The organism is Lishizhenia sp. (genome assembly GCF_033720595.1).
Lineage (GTDB): Bacteria > Bacteroidota > Bacteroidia > Flavobacteriales_D > Crocinitomicaceae > Lishizhenia.
On the sequence record NZ_JAWWCF010000025.1, the window covers coordinates 1 to 21,374 of the forward strand.

Genomic DNA, 21,374 nt, shown 5'->3' on the forward strand with positions numbered 1-21,374 from the left:
AATGAGAGAAGACACCAGTTACACGAAGTTATTCGTTTATCAGGAATGAACTTAATCATTGACGATCAGGATCACCCGTTAATTATTAAAGTAGCGTCTATACCAACTGCAAGAATGCAGGTGTACTTTATAGACAACGAAGAATATTTCAAAAGAAAATCTGTTTTCACAAACGACAAAGACGAGTATCACGAAGATAATGATGAGCGTTCTATGTTCTTTTGTAGAGGAGTTTTGGAAACCGTTAAAAAGTTAGGTTGGAAACCAGATGTGATTCACTGTCACGGATGGATGACATCATTAATGCCAATGTACATCAAGGATGTATACGCGAACGATCCTCACTTTGCTGATGCTAAAGTTGTTTACTCTTTATACGACAATGAGTTTAACAAAAATTGGGATGACAGATTCGAAGAAAAACTTAAATTTGAAGGCTTTGGAGACGACGTTGTTGAGAAAATCAAAACGGGTGACTTCAATAGTTTGAACAAAGCAGCCATCGAATATTCTGACGGAGTTGTATTAGGAAGTGAAACATTGAGTGGAGATTTAACAGAGGCATATGAAAATGCTAACTGCCACAAATTAGAGTACCAACCAGAAGAAATACAAGCAAAATCTGTATCAGAATTCTTTGACAAAGTTATAGAAGAAGAAGTATTGATATAATGAAGAAAACAAACATTTCAACTTATAAATCGTGGCGAGAAGTAAAACTACTTCTCGCTACTTTTTTATGTCTAGGTGTATTTGCCGTAGCCTGTAAGAAAAAGGACAACTTTCTTGGATCAAATGTATTACCGGATGGGACTACATTAAGTACAAGTGGTATTGACACATTTTCAATTATCACCTCAAGCGTGAGCGAAGATTCAGTTCCCGCTTTAAACCCCAGGTTTAACTTACTTGGAAGTTACATCGATCCCGTTTTCGGATCTGTGGACGCATCTTTTTATACTCAAGTCGATATTTCTAATATCGAGCCTGTTTTTGGAGATGATATAAAAATAGACTCCATGGTTTTTTCTATGGTTTACGATGGCTATTACGGAAACTTAGATGAACAAACAGTTGAGATCTATCAGGTAACTGAAGATATGGATTTGGAAGACGGCGAAACCTACTATTCTTTCAATTCATTGAATTACGATCCTACAAATTTGGTTGCACCGAATACTGGAACATTCACACCTACTCCAAACACACAATCTGTAGTTGACGGTGATACTGTTGTTCCGCAGCTTCGCGTACAAATGGATACGAATTTTGCAAGAGACCTTATCAATGAGGCAAAAACAGGAAATTCTTTTGCTTCATCTGAAAACTTTAAAGATTACTTGAAAGGTTTTTATGTAAGAACCAATAACACTACACAAACACTAGATGAAGGTGGGGTATTGTATTTCTCAAATACAGATGCAGCTTCTTTGATTACGATTTACTACAGAGAAATGGTAAACGGTGCTTATGAACAATTTTCATACACGATGCTCATTTCATCTGATGAAATAGATTTTAATCACTTTGACTACGATCACACCGGTACAAATGTTGAGAATGTTATTGACAACCCAAGTGCTGGTTTAATTGAATATTATACTCAGCCTTTTACAACAAGGGCAAAAATTGATATTCCTTCATTGAGTGATATTCCTTATGGAGCTGTTGTTCAAGAGGCCATCTTAAACCTCCCCGTATCTTACTTCACAAGCGATCCGTATAGTCCAAGTTTGGATATTACCCTATTGGCTAATTTGGGTATTAACGATACCGAAGATTTAGCTTTAATAGCTCGTGAAGTAAAGTATAATGACATCACTAAATCTTACAGTATTAACTTAAGATTGTACGTTCAGAAAATCATTTCTGGAGAAATAGAGAATAACGGTTTATTGATTTCTTCGAGTTTCTTTAACACAAGAGCCGAACGAATCATTTTTAACGGACCCAATACAACAAATAAGAAAAAGCCAACGCTAAATATTCTATTAACAGATAATTAGCAAAACACGACGCTACGTACGACTTAAAGCATTATTTTTGTCGTGCCGAATTATAAACAGAAATACGAAAGACTATGTGCGGAATCGTTGCCTACATCGGAGCCAAAGAAGCTTATCCAATTGTAGTAAAAGGATTAAAAAGACTTGAATACCGTGGGTATGACAGTGCAGGTGTTGCACTTTTAAATAAAGATCAAATCAATCTTTATAAGAAACAAGGAAAAGTAAGCAATTTAGAAGAGTTTGCTGAGGAGAAGGATAAATCTGGTCACATTGGAATAGGTCACACGAGATGGGCTACGCATGGTGAACCAAATGACGTTAATGCTCACCCACACCTTTCTGGAGACGGTCAAATTGCGTTGATTCACAACGGAATTATAGAAAATTACGAAAGCTTAAAAACTGAGCTAGAATCAAGAGGTCACGTTTTCAAAAGTGAAACGGATACTGAAGTTTTGGTTCATTTAATTGAAGAAATTCAAAAAAACCAATCTTTAAGTTTACCTGAAGCGGTACGTGTAACACTAACTTACGTTGTTGGTGCCTACGCTATTGTTGTCATGGATAAAAATAACCCACGCCAATTAATTGCTGCGAGAAAAAGTAGTCCTTTAGTAATTGGTATTGGAAAAGAAGGTGATTACTATTTAGCATCTGATGCTACTCCTATCGTTGAATACACGAAAAATGTTGTATACATGGACGATGAGGAAATCGCTATTTTAGATTTGGATTCAGGTATGAAATTGGTGGATATTGCCAACAAGGAGAAAACACCGTACATCCAAGAATTAGAATTACACTTAGAGGAATTAGAAAAAGGTGGATACGAGCATTTCATGTTAAAAGAAATCCACGAGCAACCAAGATCTATTCAGGATTGTTTTAGAGGTCGTTTAAATGCCAAAGAAGGTTGGGTACAACTTGGTGGAATTAAAGATCACATCGAAAAAATTGGAAAAGCAAAACGAATCATTTTCGTAGCATGTGGTACATCTTGGCACGCTGCTCTAGTTGGAGAATACTTATTCGAAGATTTAGCAAGAATTCCAGTTGAAGTAGAATACGCCTCTGAATTTAGATACAGAAACCCTATCATCAATGAAGACGATATCGTTATCGCAATTTCTCAATCAGGTGAAACTGCTGATACCTTAGCAGCTTTAGATATTGCAAAAAAGAAAGGTGCAACTACCTTAGGTATTTGTAACGTTGTAGGTTCTTCTATCTCTAGAGTTACTGATGCGGGTTCTTACACGCACGCAGGACCAGAAATTGGGGTAGCTTCTACAAAAGCATTTACAGCTCAAGTAACAGTACTTACGCTAATGGCATTGTACATTGCTAAGGAGAGAGCTACAATGAGCGAATCTGCGTTTAGAACCATTCTTACGGAGTTGGAACAAATTCCATCAAAAGTAAGCACGGTACTTGAACAAAACAGCTTAATAGAGCACATCTCTGACGTTTATCAGAATGCAAACAACGCTTTATACTTAGGAAGAGGAAGTTCATTCCCGGTTGCTTTAGAAGGTGCATTGAAATTGAAAGAAATTTCTTACATCCATGCAGAAGGATACCCTGCAGCAGAAATGAAGCACGGACCAATTGCTTTGATTGACGAAGAAATGCCTGTATTTGTAATTGCTACTAAAGGAACATCATACGAGAAGGTAGTAAGTAACATTCAGGAAGTAAAAGCTAGAAAAGGTAAAATTATTGCAATTGTAACAGAAGGAGACACACAAGTGAAGGCAATGGCTGATCATGTGATCGAAATTCCAGATACAGATGAAAATTTAGTTCCTTTATTGGCAACAATTCCTCTTCAATTATTAAGCTACCACGTAGCGGTAATGAGAGGGTGTAACGTAGACCAACCTAGGAACTTAGCGAAGTCAGTTACAGTAGAATAATACAATCTTATTCATCAATATAAAGCCTTGGTAAATGTACCAGGGCTTTTTTTTTAACAAATCCCCAACCCTTTATCAACATCTCCCGTTCTTTATACTGAATGTGATATTAGAATAGTTTTCAATTCGCATTTTGGTTTTATTTTCCTTGCAGGCAACTGGACGAAGCTTCTACCATAGATATAACAACAGTTTCTATAGCAGCGTTCAGAGCTTATTTTTAAAACTATTACTTATAAAGGGTAGTTTTATGAAATTAAAAAACCTCTTCTTATTAGTAAGAAGAGGTTTTAATCTTTTTGGAAAATATGTTCCGATTACTTTGCAGCATCAAATCTTCTTGAAACTTCTTCCCAGTTTACTACATTAAAAAATGCATTGATGTAATCAGGTCTTCTGTTTTGGTAATGCAAGTAGTATGCATGCTCCCATACGTCTATTCCTAAGATAGGTGTTCCACCACAACCGTGTCCCATAACTGGGTTATCTTGGTTTGGAGTTGAACACACCTCTAATTTACCGTCTTTAACACATAACCATGCCCATCCTGAACCGAATTGTGTTGCAGCAGCATTGCTGAAAGTATCTTTGAATGCCTCAAACGATCCAAATGCAGCGTCAATAGCAGCCCCTAAATCTCCAGAAGGTGTTCCACCTCCGTTTGGTGACATAACTTCCCAAAACAAGCAGTGGTTGTAATATCCTCCACCGTTGTTTCTTACTGCATTATTTCCTTCACAGTTTTGTAAAATTTCTTCGATTGATTTTCCTTCTAAATCAGTTCCTTCAATTGCAGCATTTAATTTAGCTGTGTATCCTGCATGGTGTTTACCATGGTGGATCTCCATAGTTCTTGCATCGATATGTGGTTCCAATGCATCGTGTGCATAATTTAATGCTGGTAATTCAAACGCCATTTTTCTTATTTTTTATCGTTATTCTTCTTTAAATTCCCGACGATCGGGATACATTCAAAAATAGCCATTAAAAACTTTTTAGACGAATAGTTTAAACGAAAACTCAACCAAACCTTGGAAATATTAAGTTTTGACCATAATAATTTTAGGCCAACTTCTAAAATCCAAAAATTCTTTTATTTTTGCTCTAGTATTAATATGTAAACAAAAACAAAATGAAAAAAGTATTCACATTAGTAGCTGTAGCTGCTGTATCAATGATGATGACTTCTTGTGGTGGTAACGCTGAAGAAGCTGCTAACGAAGTTGAACAAGAAATGACTGAAGCTGCTAACGAAACTGCTGACGCTGCTGAAGAAATGGCTGAAGAAACTGAGGAGATGGCTGAAGAAACTGCTGAGAACGCTGAAGAAGCTGGTAACACAGTTGTTGAAGAGGTTGAAGAAGGAGTTGAAGCTGCTGCTGACGCTGCTGAAGAAACAGTAAACGATGTTAAAGAAGCTGCAGGTGATGCACACGACGCGGTTAAGAATGAAGTTAAAGCTGCTGAGAAGCACATGTAATAATTTCTTTTAGAATATAAAAAAACCGAATGAAATTCATTCGGTTTTTTTTGTGTCTACTATTTTCTATCGCGGTGGACTAAAGCTTTCCTTCTTCACTACACGTACACCATCTTTGTATTCTATCTTACTAGCAACCTTTCCACGCTTATCGTAAATGATTACAAATCCGTCGCGCTTACCATTCTTGTAGTTGGCCTCTGATTTAATCTTACCACCTCTACGCGTATACTCAACCATTTTACCATCGAGCTTTCCATTTTTATACGTTGACAAGTTAGCAGGCGTTCTTCCTCCTGGATAATAAGCAATCCACTCTCCGTGCTTCTCCCCCTTCTTATATGACCCAGAAATCGTCAATTTATAGTCTTTCTGTGAATAAGATAACCATTCACCATCTTTAACGCTAATGCGATTCACTTTACCTTTTAAAGGTCCCACACGCGAAGCTGACTTCTCTTCGATTATCTTGTAATTCCCAACGTCTTTCAACCTTCCATTATCAAAATAACTCTTCCATTCTCCCGTCTTTAAATTATCAGCATAAAATCCTTCAGATAAAGGTTTACCATTCTCATAATACGACTTCCAACTTCCGTTTAACTGACCATTGACAAATTCTGCTTCATTTTTTAAGCGTCCATTTTCCCAATAATTCTTCCAAATACCTTCTTCTTTGCCTTCAACATATTCACCCTCCATTAAAAGGTTTCCATTCTCATACCATGTTTGCCAAGACCCATGTTTCTCATTATCCTTAAAGTGACCTATTTTAAACTTACTACCGTCTTTGTAGAAGTATTTCCACTCTCCTTCTTTCTCCCCATCTTCGTAATATGCGTTATACGCCAACTCTCCCGTTGGGTAGTTATAGATCCAATCTCCGTGTTGAAGGTTATTTTTAAAATCACCCCCCATATCCATTACTCCTTGGTTGGTAAACCATTGCCAAGTACCCTCTTTCATTCCATGCTCGTACTGGCCTTTTACTTGCAAAGTATCTGAATCAAAATAGTAACGATAGTCTCCATGTAATTCACCTTCTTTATAGTGCACTATCTTCTCCAAATCTCCCGTTATGTAAAAGTACTTCCACTCTCCATCTTTCTTGTCAGACTTAAAACTTCCTTTTACAACGATATAACCGTAAACAGCTGCTTCCACGAAAGGCCCATCCTTTAAACCATCCTTGTAGTTATATCTTGATTTAAGATTTGCATTGGTATAGAAGGTCTCCATTTGCCCTGTACCATTAACCACAGTTTGTGTATGCTTCTCATCAGGCAACCAGAAACTCACAACCTTGCTCTGATCGTTCTCAATTATTTCTACTAATTTCTCTCTTCCGTCTCTGTAAAAATATTCCCATTTCCCAACGGCAACTCCTTCTTTAAAATGACCTCTTTCTTCTAGATTACCCATTTCATTCCAAGACATGTACACACTATCTTGAACCCCATTTTTAAAGTAACCTTGACTCTCCTTTTTACCATTCGGGTAATATGTGGTTACAACACCATGAAGATTATTCTTGTAGTAATTTCTAACCTCTACTAAACTTCCTTTTTTGTCGTAATACTTCCACTGACCGTGCTTAAGGCCTGTAATACTCTTTTGCTTATTTTGCCATACATAGTAATACCCTTCACTTTCCAATTTACTTTTATTGTAATCGTAGAAATTGTATTCCTTTTTGGATAATTCTTCACGTTTTACTTTCTGTCCAAAACTTAGGGTAGAAATAAAAAGTGTACTCAACAAAATCAGTCTTAACATAGATATCTATTTATAAAAATAAGTTCGAATAATATAATTGGTTACTTGAACATGATTAAATAACAGCTTTGAACCACCAAAAAGATTCCGAAAGCAAATAATATAGTTCCTGTAATTCTGTTTAGAGATCTTAAAACAGCGTTGGTGATGAAAGGCCTTAATTGTTTAGCCCCCAATATCTTTAAAACATCTATACTAAAGAATGTCAATAATATCACGGCAACATAGATAAAAACGTCTAATGCTTCAAGCGAAACTTTGTTGTTACCTTCTCCACCGAATGCCAATACAGAAAACCAATAAAATATTACGAGTGGATTGGCCATGTTTAACACCAAACCTTTTGTAAATAACATGATATAATCTTTCGAGTCATGCACCATTTTACCAGAAGTATCTGACTTTTGGGTTTTCACTTTTTTAAGGAATAACACTACCCCAAAGCCGAGAAAAACAATTCCACCAATCAGCTTTATAACGGCGTTGTTCTCACCATCAGCAAAACCAGAAACTTCTTGGTATAGTGCGTATACGATGACGATATAAATAATATCGCTCACCAAAACCCCTGCATCAAAGCTCAATGCAGCCTTTACACCCTTTCGTATACTTGTTTCTATCAAGAGAAAAAATGCAGGCCCCAGCATGATGCTTAAGATCAACCCCGTTACTATTCCTTTTATGATTAAACCACTCAAAACTTTCTGGTATCGCTATTTATTACAAAAATAGCAATCCACCTCAACCAATACCGCTTTATGCACACTAAATCTGAACAATCTATGGTGAATGAACAGAAGTTCAGCTTCATCGAATAAAATCCTGATGTTTTTACCTCAGTTTTCAAAGTAAGATATTACATTTGCGGTAAATATTTTGAATAATGAAATTAGGCGCGGCAAATAAGTTATTAGAGAAAATCATCACTAAGGTTGAAGCTGAAGGAATTTTAGCTGAAGGATTGATTGAGGAATTAAAGGAATTAAGAGAATACGCTCTTAAAGAACAAGATCCACTAGTAACTAAAGTAATTCGTTTGACTTACGAATACCTTACTGAAAACGAAGCTTACGATGTTAAAGCGCAGTACGAAGAAGATGAAGATGGAGGTGAATACCCATTAGAAATCGAAGACAAAGAAAACTTGTTGTACTTACTTTCTTTATTGCGTAAGGCTGATCACAAGATCAACAGAGAAGAAATTAAAGATTACAGAACAGCTTTGAAAGAAGAGTTGTACTAAAATCTTCAAGCATAAAATTGAAAAGCTCCCTCATATGACGGAGCTTTTTTTATGTTTACTCCTTTACCTTCACAAAGCGTTTTTTAGACCTTAAATCATAAGAACCTTCCGAGTAATCTTATGTTTATCCTCTGTTTGGAAATCCTTATCAATTTAGAAGTCAGAAGGAAATAGTGATTTTTTATTTAGATAATTTCTCAGATATTCTCAAATACATTTTTCCTTAAAAAAAAGGAATTTTTGTTTTTTGTCACCAAAATAGAAATGTTCTAAATAGTAGGATTCTGACACTACTATGACATAAGAAACCTAGAAAACTCGCATATTTGCAGTCGTAAGAATAGCTATTAATTCAGTGGAAAGATTACACATACTCGCATTTACACATCGCAATCTTAACGTGAGTGAGATTGGCCGTCTACACATAGAACTAGACAAGCAAAAGGAAGTGTTGAGCGCGTTTAAATCTGCCCTTCAATTAGACGAATTAATGTTCTTATCTACTTGTAACCGAGTAGAATTCATTTTCACAACAGATCAGGTTGTTGATACCAAGTTCATCCATAATTTCTTTGCAACACTTTACCCGCACTTAGACGAGGAAGTGATTCATTGTTTTACAACAAACAATGAGCAATACGAAGCTTTGGGCGCGGTAAACCACCTTTTAAGTGTCGCATCTTCTATCGATTCTATGATTGTTGGAGAACGTGAAATTATAACGCAAGTTAGAAAGTCTTTTGAAGATTGTAAGGCTTTTGGTTTAACAGGAGACACCATACGTTTGGTGATGCGTTTCACCATAGAAACTGCCAAGCGTGTTTATACTGAAACAAGTATCGCTACTAAACCAGTAAGTGTGGTTTCTTTAGCCTACCATACTTTGAAAAACAAGCGTGTGCCTTTGGATGCACGTGTGGTTATTGTTGGTGCTGGGGTTACCAATACCAACATGAGCAAATTCTTAAAAAAGCACGGTTTTAAAAACTTTACAGTGTTTAACCGAACGCTTTCTAAAGCAGAAAAGCTAGCTGATGATTTAAATGGTACAGCTTTACCCCTAACAGAATTGAAAAATTTCAAAGGAGGATTTGATGTTTTGATTACCTGTACAGGATCAGACAATCATTTAATCTCTCCTGAAATTTACACGAATTTAGTAGGTACTGATCAAGACAAGAAGATAGTAATCGATATTGCTATACCACATGACTTATCGCCAGAAATTAAAAACATGTACCCTGTAGACCACATCTCTGTGGACTATCTTCAGGAAATATCAAATAAAAACCTTCAGGAACGCGCCAAAGAAGTAGAACATGTTGAAGAAATCATTCAAGAAGCATTGTTCAACTATAAAGAAGCCTACAAACAGCGAAATGTAGAAATCGCTATGCGTCAAGTTCCTCAAAAAATGAAGGAGATTAAATCTACCGCTTTAGAACACGTTTTTGCCGAGGAAATGAGTGCCTTGGATGACGATTCTAGAGAAACAGTAGAAAAAATACTGGCTTACATGGAAAAGAAATACATCTCTGTTCCAATGAAAATGGCCAAAGAAATACTCTTAAAATCTTAATAGACTCCCATGGAAAAAATAATTATCGGATCTCGCGGAAGTGATTTAGCATTATGGCAAGCCAATTTTGTAAAATCTGAACTTGAGAAGTTAAACTGCGAAGTTGAAATCAAGATAATTAAAACACAGGGAGATATGATCCAAAACTTGAGCTTTGATAAGCTTGAGGGAAAAGGATTCTTTACCAAAGAAATTGAAAAAGAATTGTTGGATGGAACAGTTGATTTAGCTGTTCACTCACACAAGGATTTGGAAACAAATCCTCCGGCAGGATTAAAAATTGCTGCAGTATCAGATCGAGAAGATCCGGCAGAATTATTATTGATTAACCCAGATGCCGTTGATGAAAACTACACATGGTCTTTGAAAAAAGACGCAGTTATCGGTACTTCTTCTGCACGTAGAAAATCTTTAGTAGTTCGCTCAAGAGAAGATTTAGAAATCAAAGATTTAAGAGGTAACGTACCTACACGTATTCAAAAGTTGAAAGACGGAAACTACGATGCTATTCTATTGGCCAAAGCAGGAGTTTCTCGATTACAAATCAACTTAGATGATTTAAAAGTTGTTGAATTAGATCCAACAGAGTTTGTTCCTGCTCCAGCACAAGGAGTTTTAGGCTTACAAATTAGAGAAGGTGATACACGCGTTGAAAACATCGTATCTCAATTAAACAACGCAGAAGTAGCAGAAAAAATTGGAGTTGAACGTAAAGTACTGAACCTTTTAGAAGGTGGATGTCAACTTCCACTTGGAGTTTACTGCCCAAATACAACAGAGGTATACGTATCATACACCAATAACTGGCAAGAAGGTGCAGATTGGTTTAAATTCGATGCAGATGATTTAGAGGGAATGGCCGAATTCATCGTAGAAGAATTGCAAAACGATAATGAATAAACTCTTACTTACAAAATCGAATCTTACAGTAGCTGAAACAACTCAGCTTCGTGATTTGGGTTTAGAAGTAATTGTTCAATCCTTTATACATTTTGAAGCGGTAGATTTTATCCTACCGCAAGACAAAGATTTCGAATGGATTTTCTTTAGTTCACCCCGTGCATTTGACTACTTCTTAAAAGGTTGTTCTGAAGAAATATTTTCCAGTAAAAAAATAGCCTGCGTAGGTAGAAAAACTGCCGAGTATATTGCGCAAAAAGGAATAAGTTGTGATTTCGTTGGACAAAAAAGTGGCGAAGTACATACGGTTGCAAAACACTTTAAAGATCTCGTAAAAGGAGCTGGTGTACTATTTCCAATCTCTCAGCGTAGTAACCAATCCATGCAAAGGGAACTAAGCGCAGAACAAATTCTTAATGTACATGTCTACAACACGCTTACAAAGCATGTACAGTTAAAGGAGACTCCAGACTTCATTGTATTTACTAGTCCAAGCAATGTAGAAGCTTACCTCAAACAACATACAATAAACCCCACACAAAAAATCATTGCATGGGGTTCTACTACAAAATCATATTTAGAAAATTCTGGCTATCAAACTTCTTTCACATTAGAAGAAAGCAGCGTAGCTTCTTTGGTTTTTGAGCTTAAAAAGAGACCTCAATTATTCTCCTAGCATAACACCAGTACAGTCCAACAAGGGTAAGTCTATTGTATTTTTTTCCGTGATGGTTTCTGCCAAGAATACGAATTTCTTATCGTACATTTTAGAACCTATCCAGTAACTCACCCAATACTCATTGCTCAAACCAAACACCTGTTCCATAATTGGTTCAATTTTCTGAGCAGTTTGCGCTTTTACATCACCTAAACTATGACGTAACACTGAAGTTTCTATCTTTTCATTGGTCATGGCATTCATTCCATAGCCTTTACTACTCACCAAAACATTCTCCAATGTATCATTCGTTCTATTCAACAAATACACATTGTAAATTCTATCTCCTGTTTCAGCAGTTTCAAATGCTACGGCTACTGAAATACCTTCTACTTTTGGTCCTTTTAGTTCTTCCTTCATTGTTTTTCACAAATTTCTTGTGCGAGGCGAAGGTAAAGAAAAAGGTCTTTCGGATGATCGTGTAAATAGTAATTACTTGTATCCTTTTTGTCAATTTGATATTTCTCCCTACGCTTTGACCCCGTTCTTACAATTACTCTATTTTTCTCCGGTTGAATGATGATATACTGACCCAGAATACCGCGGGCATAAACAGTCTTCACCTCATCATTCAAGGTCCATAAATGCATCCCATATGCTAAATTGGGCATATTATCATTGGTTACATCTGGGTTTGTCATCATTTGCATAATGAAGTTTTCTGGAACTATTTGAACATCATTATATTTCCCTTTATTCAATATCAATTTTCCTAGTTTTAAAAAATCGCGGGAGGTGGCGTATAAACAACAGAAAGATTTTTCCATACCTTCTTTGTGGTCTAAACTCCATAACGCATCCGATTCCATCCCCAGTTGTTTCCAGAACTTTTCCTGTGCATAATTCGCTACCGTTTTTCCCGTTGCTTTTTTCAATATCATCCCCAGGAGTTGTGTATTTCCACTTTTGTATTCAAAACGAATACCTGGAGGTTCATTAAATTGAGAACATTCCATGAGCTTATCTAACTTCCCCGAATAATAAGCTTCTGCATTTTTACTTAAGGGATTTTTCCCACTTTCTGACCAATCCAAACCACTGGCCATCCATAGTAAATGCTTTATTTGAACTTCGTTGTCCTCTTCAATAAAAGGTAAATAATGGGCAATAGGTTCATCAATACTTTCAATATATCCATCCTGAATAGCCGCTCCAATCAATAAGGCCACAATGGTTTTTGAGACTGAAAAACTGTTGCCTAACTGTTGCCGGTTATGATTATCCCAATAACTTTCCAAGACCAATTGGTTATTCTCATATACCAAAAAAGAAGCTGTTTCGATTTCCCTCAAACTGTCTTCATCTTCTTTGGAAAATTGATAACTATTATACTTTCCAGAGAGCTTTAAGTCTTCGATAAATAAATCGTCGTTGGCAATAATATGATTAGCGAATACATTTTCATCATAGAGTGTTGGGCCTGTTTTGCCGTGCAGATAGGTATAATAAATTCCCTTGTAGAGATAGAATCTTCCCGAGAGAAGGATGAAAAGATTTCCTACGATGAATAGAAATAAAAGTAAAAATGAAGCTTTTTTTGCTGCGGCTTTAAGCTTTTGGAAGGTCTTGTTCGTTGGCATATGTATAGTCAAATAGCTGAGCCAGATGTGCTGCTAATTTAACTTTTACCTCATCCATATCTACAGCCTTACCTAACTCCTGTTGCATTGAAGTTACAGCTTTATCATCAATTCCACAAGGAACTATATTGTTAAAATAATCGAGGTTAGAATTCACATTGAAACCTATACCGTGCATGGTCACCCAACGACTACTTTTCACCCCCATGGCACAAATCTTACGTGCAGTAGGTTTATCTCCATCTATCCACACTCCTGTTAAACCATCCACTCTACCCGATGCTATACCGAAATCTTTAAGTGTAAGTATAACTGCTTCTTCTAAAAAGCGCATGTATTTATGGATATCCGTAAAGAAGTAATCTAAATCGAAAATAGGATACGCGACTAATTGACCAGGACCGTGATACGTAATATCTCCTCCTCTGTTAATCTTGTAGTAAGTTGCTTCTTTCTCCTCTAACTGATCATCGTTAAGCAAAAGATTTTCCTGCTTCCCCGATTTTCCTAAAGTATAAACATGTGGGTGCTCACAGAATAACAAGTAATTTTTTGTTTGTTCTTCTGTTTCACCTTTACGCTGTGCAATTTTTAAGTCGATAGCTACCTTAAACAATTCCTCTTGGTAGTCCCAAGCCTCCTTGTAATCTATTAACCCTAATTCCTTAAAAATAACACTTGGTTTCATCACTTATATTTTAGAAAGTTCTCCTTTTAGGTAGTTGATTACATCAATCTCTATTGGATCTACGTTAAAGATATCAGCAAGCATTATAGAAGACCAATCGATAATATGAATGATGTACATTACCTCTTCAATTAAATTGGCTCCTTTTGCCTCTAGTACAAATACGTGAGGTGTTTTCTTTGCAATGATTTCCTTACAAAGGTTCATTCTAAATTTATTGCGTTCCAGCGTTGAAGGAGAATCAATAAATAAAACCCCGTAACGGTCGTCTCCACCACCCCATCCAACTAACTCATTGTGGTTCATTTCAGGAACTACATGGTGCGAACACAAAATCTTTGCATTCTCATTGTATTGTTGACGTGCACGAATTACAACAGGCTCAAATTCAGGTGTTGAATACATAATCAATTCCTTATTTGGAATGAATTCTGCCAACTTTTTAGCCTCTTCCTTAATTTCTAATATATGATTGTTAAGGTGTTCTCTACAGTTTTCTAATTCTTTCAATTTCAAGTCAGAAATTACGCCTGCTTGAAACAACATGTTTAACAAATGGATAGATGAAAATGCCAAAGCGCTACGAGGTGGATTACCTGCTGGCATCTTCACAACATCGTAATTGTTGGCCTTACAAAAATCGTATAACTCACCTCCTGAACAAACAGCCGCAATAGTAGCTCCCTTATCCTTCGCTGCTTTTACAGCCGTTAGGGTTTCCTCTGTGTATCCAGAATAAGAAGAACCAATAACCAAGGTTGTCTCGTTGATGAATTCGGGTAAATTATAATTTTGATTCGCTAAGATGGGAATATTGGCTTCAGCGGCCACCAATTGCGCCACTAATTTTCCACCAATTCCAGATCCTCCCATTCCACAAATAACAACACTCGTGAAATTTTTATTGTGCAGAGATTTAAACTCTAGGCTGCGGGCTGTTTCCAGAGCATCATCGATGTTCTTCGGAAACTCAGCGATTAATTTATCCATTTTTATTTGCATGTAGAGAACAAAGATAATTAAAGTACATACTTACGAAAGTTTTATTAAAATATTGCACGATTTATTGCATAAAAAAAGGGAAGCCAAGTACTTCCCTTTTCTATATTATCGTTGAAATCCTTTAAGATTTAATCAACCTCATCGTTTGAATTCCTTTTTCGCTTGCAATCGTTATCATGTATACTCCAGAAGTTTCATTGAATAAATCAAACTGAACTTTTGTAGCATCCGTTGTCAATTCTTTCACTAATCTTCCGTTCAAATCTCTTACTGCAATCGTTTTTTCTCCTTCAGACAAGTTGGTTAAGTTGAAAATTCCTGTAGATGGATTCGGGAATAATTTCACTTGTTCTGCTTCCTCTTCAACCTGAGTAGAAAGGTAATCCGAACAAGGATTTCCAATTCCTATAATTCTCTTAATCCCTGTGTTTTCTGGGTCTAACCAATCCATTAAACGACCTGTAGAATCTGCTCCTGTTGGATCCCAAGAAACACTTAGTTTACCATATAAATCGGCGTTACTTGTTGCAGTACAAAAAGAAGACCCCCCTGATAAAATTCCTACTACTAAACCATCTTCATTGAAAATTGGCGAACCTGAAGAACCACCTTCAGTAACTCCGTGTCCATTTTGCGTAGCAGACCAAACAACTCTCCAGTGCGCTCCACTTAAACCACCGTTATAGGTAGATGATGTTAAACTATTATTGAATGTAGAAATCTTTTTATCATGCCCTGAAGGGTGGTGAATTCCAACTCCATTTGTTGCTCCTGGTCCTCTAGCGTCCCATCCATTGAAGTAAGCATTAGAAGGCAAAACGTCGTTAGATGTTAACTCACACAATGTAAAATCAGTTCCATAAACTTGGTTACTGTTCGAAACGTTCCACGTGTTTTTCGACGAGGCTCTAAAGATTGCTCCTACTGCCGTAAACAATGGCTTTTGATACGGTGCCGTTGCTCCAGGTACACAATTTGGATTTTGATAGTTGAAATACCATACGTTCTGTGCAAAGTCAGAAGTTTGTGTTTTCTCTCCACAGTGTGTAGCTGTTAAGATTAATGGGGCACAATCATAACTTGTATTTGCCATTAATGAAGCCGAACATACAAAACTACCTCCATCTGCAGAAAAAGTATATTGTATAACAGAGTTGATTTGATCTTGGTGGTTATCTCCTTCTGGACAAGCCACATTTACCTGACAAGCATCTGCTTTTGCAGGGATGTAATCGTACTCTCTGTAAACTCCTATTCGATCTTCCACTCCTCGGTAGAAATAAACTACTTCTCCTATTGTAAAAATTGCTTCTTCAGTAACCGACAATGGTTGATTATATTCAATCGTAATTTCATCTCCCTGAATCATTTCCATGGCAAACAAAGAAGGTGTTTCGGAAGTAAAAGCACCTATCACTTGTGCTTTATTCTTGTTGTATGCAAACAACTTTCCTCCTTCGGGAATGTAGTAGTTGTCCATGTACAAACCTAATGCCTGCGCATCTTCAACTTTAATTCTTAATTTCCAAATTCTGGTATCTCCTTGAACATACCAATTCCCAGCATTTTCCATTGATAAATTTGCTGGTAAGTTGATTCCTACTCGATAATTGCGTTTGTCTCCCTCAAGATCTTCCGCAACTACTTCTGACATGTTTGGTTTTGTTAGGCTTACTAGGTCTGTTTTCTTTAATACTTTGTAAGCTGTTGCGTTAAAGCTTTCTGGTGTTCCACCGAAGCTTTTTTGAGCAAGTGATGCTCCACACAAAAGCGAGAACAAAAGGGGCAAAAATGCTTTCTTCATTTCTATTTATTATGATTTCCTAACTATTTTTAAACGTCACGCAAATTTACAAATTTTATATTTGTTTGTTATTTTAGGACTTTTCCCCTCACGAAATAACAATGAGTCATATACTTTTAATAGAAGACGAACAAACTATAGCAGATGCTGTCATCTTGAATCTAGAGCTTGAAAACTACACCGTAACCCACGTAGATACTGGGAGTTTAGCTTTAGAAGAAGTGAAGAATATTGCATCCTATGATTTGGTGATATTAGATGTAATGCTTCCCCATCATTCGGGGTGGGAGGTATGTGAAGCTATACGTAAAACCAGTAGTATTCCTTTATTATTCGTTTCGGCGAAAGGAAATACAGAAGACAAAATCAGAGGTTTAAAATTAGGTGCCGATGATTATTTGGCCAAACCTTTCGATTTAGAAGAGCTTTTATTACGTGTACAAATTCTACTTAAACGCAATGCTCCTGCTGGTGGTGAACAACTCGAACAACTCACCATCGCCAATAAAACCATAAACTTTATTAGTTATGAGGTATTGGAAGACCAAGAAGTCATTGCCAAATTATCGAAACGTGAAGTGGAACTCTTAAAACTTTTCTATGAGAAAAAAGGAGAAGTTATACCCAGAGACACCATTCTAGATAGACTATGGGGAGAAGACCAATTTCCGAGTCCCAGAACAATAGATAATTACATTCTCGGTTTCCGTAAACTCTTCGAAACCAACCCAAAATCACCCGAACACTTCCTATCCATTAGAGGGGTAGGATATAAGTTAATTCTTGAGTAATTTTGACCTTTTTGAAGACTATGAATTCATCCAAACAGAGAAGATACGATAAAGCCTACCTACGCATGGCCAACACTTGGGCCAAATTGTCTCATTGTAAACGCAAGCAAGTGGGTGCCATTATTGTAAAAGATCAAATGATTATATCTGATGGTTACAATGGTACACCTGCTGGATTCGACAACTGCTGTGAAGATGAAGACCACAACACACATTGGTACGTGTTACACGCAGAAGCAAATGCAATATTGAAAGTTGCTAAATCAACAAACAACGCTAAAAACAGTACACTATACCTCACCCTCTCTCCTTGTAAAGAATGTGCCAAATTAATTCTACAGGCCGGGATTAAACGCTTGGTATTCATCAATGATTACAAAGATGATTCTGGATTGAGATTTTTAGAGGATGCAGGAATAGATGTAACACAAATCGCCGACATAGAAGATGAATAAAATGAAAATTGCCCTTCCCTTAATCGTTGGAGCCACCCTTGCTTTAGGCTTATTCTTAGGGACAACCTTGAATACAGAAACTTCTCCTTTTAAAAAGTCGGAAGCTGCAAATACGAACGCGCAAAAATTGAATGACATACTTTACATTCTTGATAAGAAGTATGTAGATTCAATTGACAAAGAAGATATTTTTGAAGAAGCTATCAGTGATATGCTGCACAAACTTGACCCTCACTCCAACTACATCGCAGCCAGAGACCTGGCCCGTTTAAACGAAAGTATTCAAGGTCATTTTGGTGGTATTGGTGTAAGATTTTCTATCATAAGGGATACGCTTTGTATTACCAATGTTCTACCCAACTCACCAAGTGAAAGAGCTGGAGTAGAATCTCAAGATCAAATCATTAAAATTGATGGAGAAGTCATATCGGACTCTACCATTAATAATGATAAAGTAATGAAAGCGCTAAAAGGTTTAGAAAATACAGAAGTTACTGTAACAGTACTGCGCAATGATGAACTTTTGGACCTGACCATTACCAGAGGTAGTATACCTGTAAATAGTGTACTGGCGAGTTACATGTTGACCGACAAAACAGGGTACATTCAATTACAAAGCTTTTCCGAAAAAACAACAGAAGAATTCTACAGAGCAGCACTCGAACTGAAGGCTAAAAAAATGGAGAATTTAATCGTTGACCTCCGTTTTAACGGAGGAGGATTGATGTCTGCAGCCATTAACATTTCTGATATGTTTTTAGAAAAAGGACTACCTATAGTAAGTACCAAAGGAAAGAGTCAACCCGATTATACAGAATATGCTGCTAACCCGCCAGTAATGGAAGGTATTGAACTGGCTATCTTGATTAACAGCAGTAGTGCATCGGCCAGTGAAATTGTGGCGGGTGCTATTCAAGATAATGATAGAGGTACTATTATAGGAAGGCGTTCTTTTGGTAAAGGGTTAGTACAACAAGACATGCTCTTAAAAGACAGCAGTAACTTGCGTCTTACCGTTGCACGTTACTTCACTCCAACTGGAAGAAGTATACAACGTCCGTACACTGAAGGATTCGAAGAATACATGATGGATGAGCGCGACCGTTATCAGAATGGGGAACTATACCATCTAGATTCAACACTTATGGTTGACTCATTAAAGTACGTCACGCCCGGAGGAAAAGTAGTTTATGGAGGTGGTGGAATTATGCCAGACATCTTTGTTCCACTTGATACCACGGGAGGATCTTTTTACTATACTAAATTGCAATACGGTGGTGTATTTAATGCCTTTGCCTTTGACTATGTAAAACAACATAAAGAAAGCCTGTCGAAATATAAAGACATATACAGTTTCAGAAAGAACTTCACAGTTACACCTTCACTGTTAGAAAACTTTACAAAATATGCCCTTGATTATTATGAAATTGAAGCATATCAAAATGAATTAAAGCGATCTACTGTATTAATCCAAAGAGAAATTAAGGCGAACATTGCCAATCAGATTTGGGTAGATAACGCTGCTCAATTGATGCGTGCGGATACGGACAAAGAAGTACAAAAAGCACTCGAATTTTTGGAAAAATAAAAACACAACACATAAAAAAAGCCTCACTTCAATAAGTGAGGCTTTTTCTTTGCATATAATTATTCACTAGAAATGAATTTCAAATTGCAGACGGTAAGATAATCCATCGTCTCCACTTCTCTTTTCTAAGTATCCTAAGTCTGTTTGCACTTTTAATTTGTGTCCCACAAAGAATTTAGAGAATCCTAATCTGTATTCTTGTTGGTCTCCGTTAACAACATCTGGTGTATCAATACCTGCATATCTTGCTGCAATTTCAATGTTGTTTTTAAACATGTAACCAGCTTGTACATTCAATGATCTACCTGTAAATACCTTTCCAATCACTATATCACCGTTATACACTAATGGATTGTTTCCGTTCGTCCATCTATCCGCATATTCTGCCATTACAGACCAACCTTGGTATTTAAACATCATGTCTGCAAAAACCGTGTACACATTTTTACCATGGAAGTTGTTTTGTGCGTCGCGGATAAAGCTACCCATGTTCCCTCTTTCTCTTACAGCTCTTTCATTCAAATCATAAGTTAATCCAAAGGCTAATTTTGGTTTACTTTCTCTCTTGATAGCAGAACCAACATAATCTCCTTTAGAAGAAAAATTACCAAATGGCAAAATCTCAACTCTACCTGTGTATTCCAAACCACCTAAGTTTGCCGATCTCATATTTCGACCTTCACCTTTAGAAATTGCAAAAATTTCTTTTACAACTACACCACCTATGGTATTATGGTTTCTGAACTGCAACCCCAAATCACGGTCGATGTTAAATCTAGAGTTTAAGATAGAACGATCTACTAACTGCATGTTTGCAGAAGAAATAACACGCTCTCTGTTTCCTGGTAACTTCGTTTGACCACCCCATAGCGAGAAGTTTTTGTAGAAGTTCCACTTAAATACGGCATCTAAAACAATACGCGTATCTAACAAAGGTTCAGAATCACTTACTGCAATATCTCTATCTGATAATGCTAACTCTACTTTGTACGTTAGTTTAGGAGAATAAACGTGTCCTTTCATTTTAATTCTTGAACGACGAATTAATAAATTTGGCTTAAACCCATCTATTTGGTTTAATTCATCGTTGTTCACTGTCCAATCTGTAGTCATCAATGTCTGAAAACGGAACCCTAAGTTCATTGAAAAACTTTCATTCTTTCCGGTAATGTTAATTCCTTTTCCAAATTCACCTACCTCTACTTGCGCACTAACTGTTGCGCTAAATAATGCTATAACTACAAGTAATACTGATCTCATTCCTTTATCTTTTGGTTTTAAAAATCACTGCAAATTTACGGCGTTTTTAATGTAGGATTAACATTGTTAAACCATTCTTAACACACTCTTAATATTTGCTTCATGCTAAAACCCCTTGTAAATAAAGGGATTCAGATCTATTTTAACCGTGATCAATTTCGCGTCCTTCTCAAATGTCATGCGTTTTCTTAACACAATGGTAACACTGCAATGAATGTCCGTCATTTCATTTGGAATAATTTTGCAGCAAAATAAATTGCGTAAGATGAAAAATACATTTTTACTAATTACTTTGTTCTTTGTTTCCTTTATGGGATACGCTGTGCAAAATGACACTACGATTGTAGATTCAGCGATTGTAGCAAACTCTAGTGTACAGAACAAAGAGATTTTTAGTAATCTAACTTTTAGTTTTAAAAACTATAAGGATAAAAGAACTACCAATCCTTTAGAGATCGGTAGCACAACTTTAAAAAGTGATAACGTCTTAACTTCTGACCAATATGTTGCGATTAAGTATAAGAAAGAAGGAGAAGATAAATGGGTGAGTCAATACTTCTCTACTTCTGATGATAAGATGGTCAT

Annotated in this window: 21 protein-coding genes; 12 read left to right on the forward strand and 9 right to left on the reverse strand. The window is 36.6% G+C overall.

The genetic code is table 11. The features are described 5' to 3' along the window. The 3 genes from R3333_RS03165 to glmS form a co-directional block, all read left to right on the forward strand. On the forward strand, nucleotides 1-672 hold a 672-nt coding region (locus R3333_RS03165), incomplete at its 5' end, for a glycogen/starch synthase (RefSeq protein WP_318957148.1). Further along, the gene (locus R3333_RS03170) at nucleotides 672-2,006 is read left to right on the forward strand and encodes a DUF4270 family protein (RefSeq protein ID WP_318957150.1); all 1,335 of its coding nucleotides are present in this window, start codon (nucleotides 672-674) and stop codon (nucleotides 2,004-2,006) included. The genes R3333_RS03165 and R3333_RS03170, both read left to right, overlap by 1 nt. Before the next feature lie 74 nt (nucleotides 2,007-2,080). Further along, the gene (glmS, locus tag R3333_RS03175) at nucleotides 2,081-3,925 is read left to right on the forward strand and encodes a glutamine--fructose-6-phosphate transaminase (isomerizing) (RefSeq protein ID WP_318957152.1); all 1,845 of its coding nucleotides are present in this window, start codon (nucleotides 2,081-2,083) and stop codon (nucleotides 3,923-3,925) included. A gap of 317 nt (nucleotides 3,926-4,242) precedes the next feature. On the opposite strand, the gene R3333_RS03180 is transcribed toward glmS, so the two are convergent. Further along, nucleotides 4,243-4,842: a superoxide dismutase gene (locus R3333_RS03180; protein WP_318957154.1), complete on the reverse strand. Its 600-nt coding sequence runs from the start codon at nucleotides 4,840-4,842 to the stop codon at nucleotides 4,243-4,245. A 215-nt stretch (nucleotides 4,843-5,057) separates the two neighbouring features. Here R3333_RS03180 and R3333_RS03185 point away from each other — a divergent pair, with 215 nt between their 5' ends. Next, nucleotides 5,058-5,405 carry a hypothetical protein gene (locus R3333_RS03185; RefSeq protein WP_318957155.1) on the forward strand — a complete coding sequence of 116 codons (348 nt, stop codon included), beginning with the start codon at nucleotides 5,058-5,060 and terminating at the stop codon, nucleotides 5,403-5,405. A gap of 66 nt (nucleotides 5,406-5,471) precedes the next feature. On the opposite strand, the gene R3333_RS03190 is transcribed toward R3333_RS03185, so the two are convergent. Both R3333_RS03190 and R3333_RS03195 read right to left on the reverse strand, forming a co-directional pair. Then, nucleotides 5,472-7,181 carry a hypothetical protein gene (locus R3333_RS03190; RefSeq protein ID WP_318957156.1) on the reverse strand — a complete coding sequence of 570 codons (1,710 nt, stop codon included), beginning with the start codon at nucleotides 7,179-7,181 and terminating at the stop codon, nucleotides 5,472-5,474. 41 nt (nucleotides 7,182-7,222) lie between these two features. Then, entirely contained in the window at nucleotides 7,223-7,879 is a 657-nt protein-coding gene (locus R3333_RS03195; RefSeq protein WP_318957157.1) for a LysE family translocator, read from the reverse strand. Between the two features lie 185 nt (nucleotides 7,880-8,064). On the opposite strand from R3333_RS03195, the gene R3333_RS03200 reads away from it, so the two are divergent. The 4 genes from R3333_RS03200 to R3333_RS03215 all read left to right on the forward strand — a co-directional run bounded on the left by R3333_RS03200 (nucleotide 8,065) and on the right by R3333_RS03215 (nucleotide 11,579). After that, on the forward strand, nucleotides 8,065-8,424 hold the full coding sequence (locus tag R3333_RS03200) for a hypothetical protein (protein ID WP_318957158.1): 360 nt from the start codon (nucleotides 8,065-8,067) through the stop codon (nucleotides 8,422-8,424). A gap of 355 nt (nucleotides 8,425-8,779) precedes the next feature. Then, nucleotides 8,780-10,003 (forward strand): glutamyl-tRNA reductase, encoded by a 1,224-nt coding sequence (gene hemA / locus R3333_RS03205; RefSeq protein ID WP_318957160.1) that lies wholly within the window; start codon nucleotides 8,780-8,782, stop codon nucleotides 10,001-10,003. Nucleotides 10,004-10,012: 9 nt separating this feature from the next. Further along, on the forward strand, nucleotides 10,013-10,903 hold the full coding sequence (gene hemC, locus R3333_RS03210) for a hydroxymethylbilane synthase (RefSeq protein WP_318957161.1): 891 nt from the start codon (nucleotides 10,013-10,015) through the stop codon (nucleotides 10,901-10,903). Then, on the forward strand, nucleotides 10,896-11,579 hold the full coding sequence (locus R3333_RS03215; RefSeq protein ID WP_318957162.1) for a uroporphyrinogen-III synthase: 684 nt from the start codon (nucleotides 10,896-10,898) through the stop codon (nucleotides 11,577-11,579). The genes hemC and R3333_RS03215 overlap by 8 nt, the downstream gene beginning before the upstream one ends. On the opposite strand, the gene R3333_RS03220 is transcribed toward R3333_RS03215, so the two are convergent. From R3333_RS03220 to R3333_RS03240, 5 genes are all read right to left on the reverse strand, one after another. Then, nucleotides 11,568-11,981, reverse strand: a complete 414-nt coding sequence (locus R3333_RS03220; RefSeq protein ID WP_318957163.1) for a hypothetical protein — start codon at nucleotides 11,979-11,981, stop codon at nucleotides 11,568-11,570. The two genes, R3333_RS03215 and R3333_RS03220, sit on opposite strands and share 12 nt — an antisense overlap. Continuing rightward, complete coding sequence (locus R3333_RS03225; RefSeq protein ID WP_318957164.1) at nucleotides 11,978-13,201, reverse strand: serine hydrolase; 1,224 nt, start codon at nucleotides 13,199-13,201, stop codon at nucleotides 11,978-11,980. Before R3333_RS03225 ends, R3333_RS03220 begins: the two co-directional genes overlap by 4 nt. After that, nucleotides 13,170-13,889 (reverse strand): lipoyl(octanoyl) transferase LipB, encoded by a 720-nt coding sequence (gene lipB / locus R3333_RS03230; protein ID WP_318957165.1) that lies wholly within the window; start codon nucleotides 13,887-13,889, stop codon nucleotides 13,170-13,172. Before lipB ends, R3333_RS03225 begins: the two co-directional genes overlap by 32 nt. Before the next feature lie 3 nt (nucleotides 13,890-13,892). Then, the gene (locus tag R3333_RS03235; protein WP_318957166.1) at nucleotides 13,893-14,879 is read right to left on the reverse strand and encodes a bifunctional phosphoglucose/phosphomannose isomerase; all 987 of its coding nucleotides are present in this window, start codon (nucleotides 14,877-14,879) and stop codon (nucleotides 13,893-13,895) included. Nucleotides 14,880-15,012: 133 nt separating this feature from the next. Continuing rightward, nucleotides 15,013-16,695 (reverse strand): T9SS type A sorting domain-containing protein, encoded by a 1,683-nt coding sequence (locus R3333_RS03240; protein WP_318957167.1) that lies wholly within the window; start codon nucleotides 16,693-16,695, stop codon nucleotides 15,013-15,015. A 101-nt stretch (nucleotides 16,696-16,796) separates the two neighbouring features. On the opposite strand from R3333_RS03240, the gene R3333_RS03245 reads away from it, so the two are divergent. From R3333_RS03245 to R3333_RS03255, 3 genes are read left to right on the forward strand one after another with little or no spacing between them, the layout of a single operon-like run. Further along, entirely contained in the window at nucleotides 16,797-17,486 is a 690-nt protein-coding gene (locus R3333_RS03245) for a response regulator transcription factor (RefSeq protein WP_318957168.1), read from the forward strand. Between the two features lie 20 nt (nucleotides 17,487-17,506). Continuing rightward, nucleotides 17,507-17,941, forward strand: a complete 435-nt coding sequence (locus tag R3333_RS03250; RefSeq protein WP_318957170.1) for a dCMP deaminase family protein — start codon at nucleotides 17,507-17,509, stop codon at nucleotides 17,939-17,941. Continuing rightward, on the forward strand, nucleotides 17,934-19,529 hold the full coding sequence (locus tag R3333_RS03255; protein WP_318957171.1) for a S41 family peptidase: 1,596 nt from the start codon (nucleotides 17,934-17,936) through the stop codon (nucleotides 19,527-19,529). The genes R3333_RS03250 and R3333_RS03255 overlap by 8 nt, the downstream gene beginning before the upstream one ends. Nucleotides 19,530-19,595: 66 nt before the next feature. Here R3333_RS03255 and R3333_RS03260 read toward each other — a convergent pair whose 3' ends face one another. After that, nucleotides 19,596-20,789: a porin gene (locus R3333_RS03260; protein ID WP_318957172.1), complete on the reverse strand. Its 1,194-nt coding sequence runs from the start codon at nucleotides 20,787-20,789 to the stop codon at nucleotides 19,596-19,598. A 265-nt stretch (nucleotides 20,790-21,054) separates the two neighbouring features. On the opposite strand from R3333_RS03260, the gene R3333_RS03265 reads away from it, so the two are divergent. After that, nucleotides 21,055-21,374, forward strand: a 320-nt coding sequence (locus tag R3333_RS03265) for a hypothetical protein (RefSeq protein ID WP_318957173.1), incomplete at its 3' end; no start/stop codon positions are given.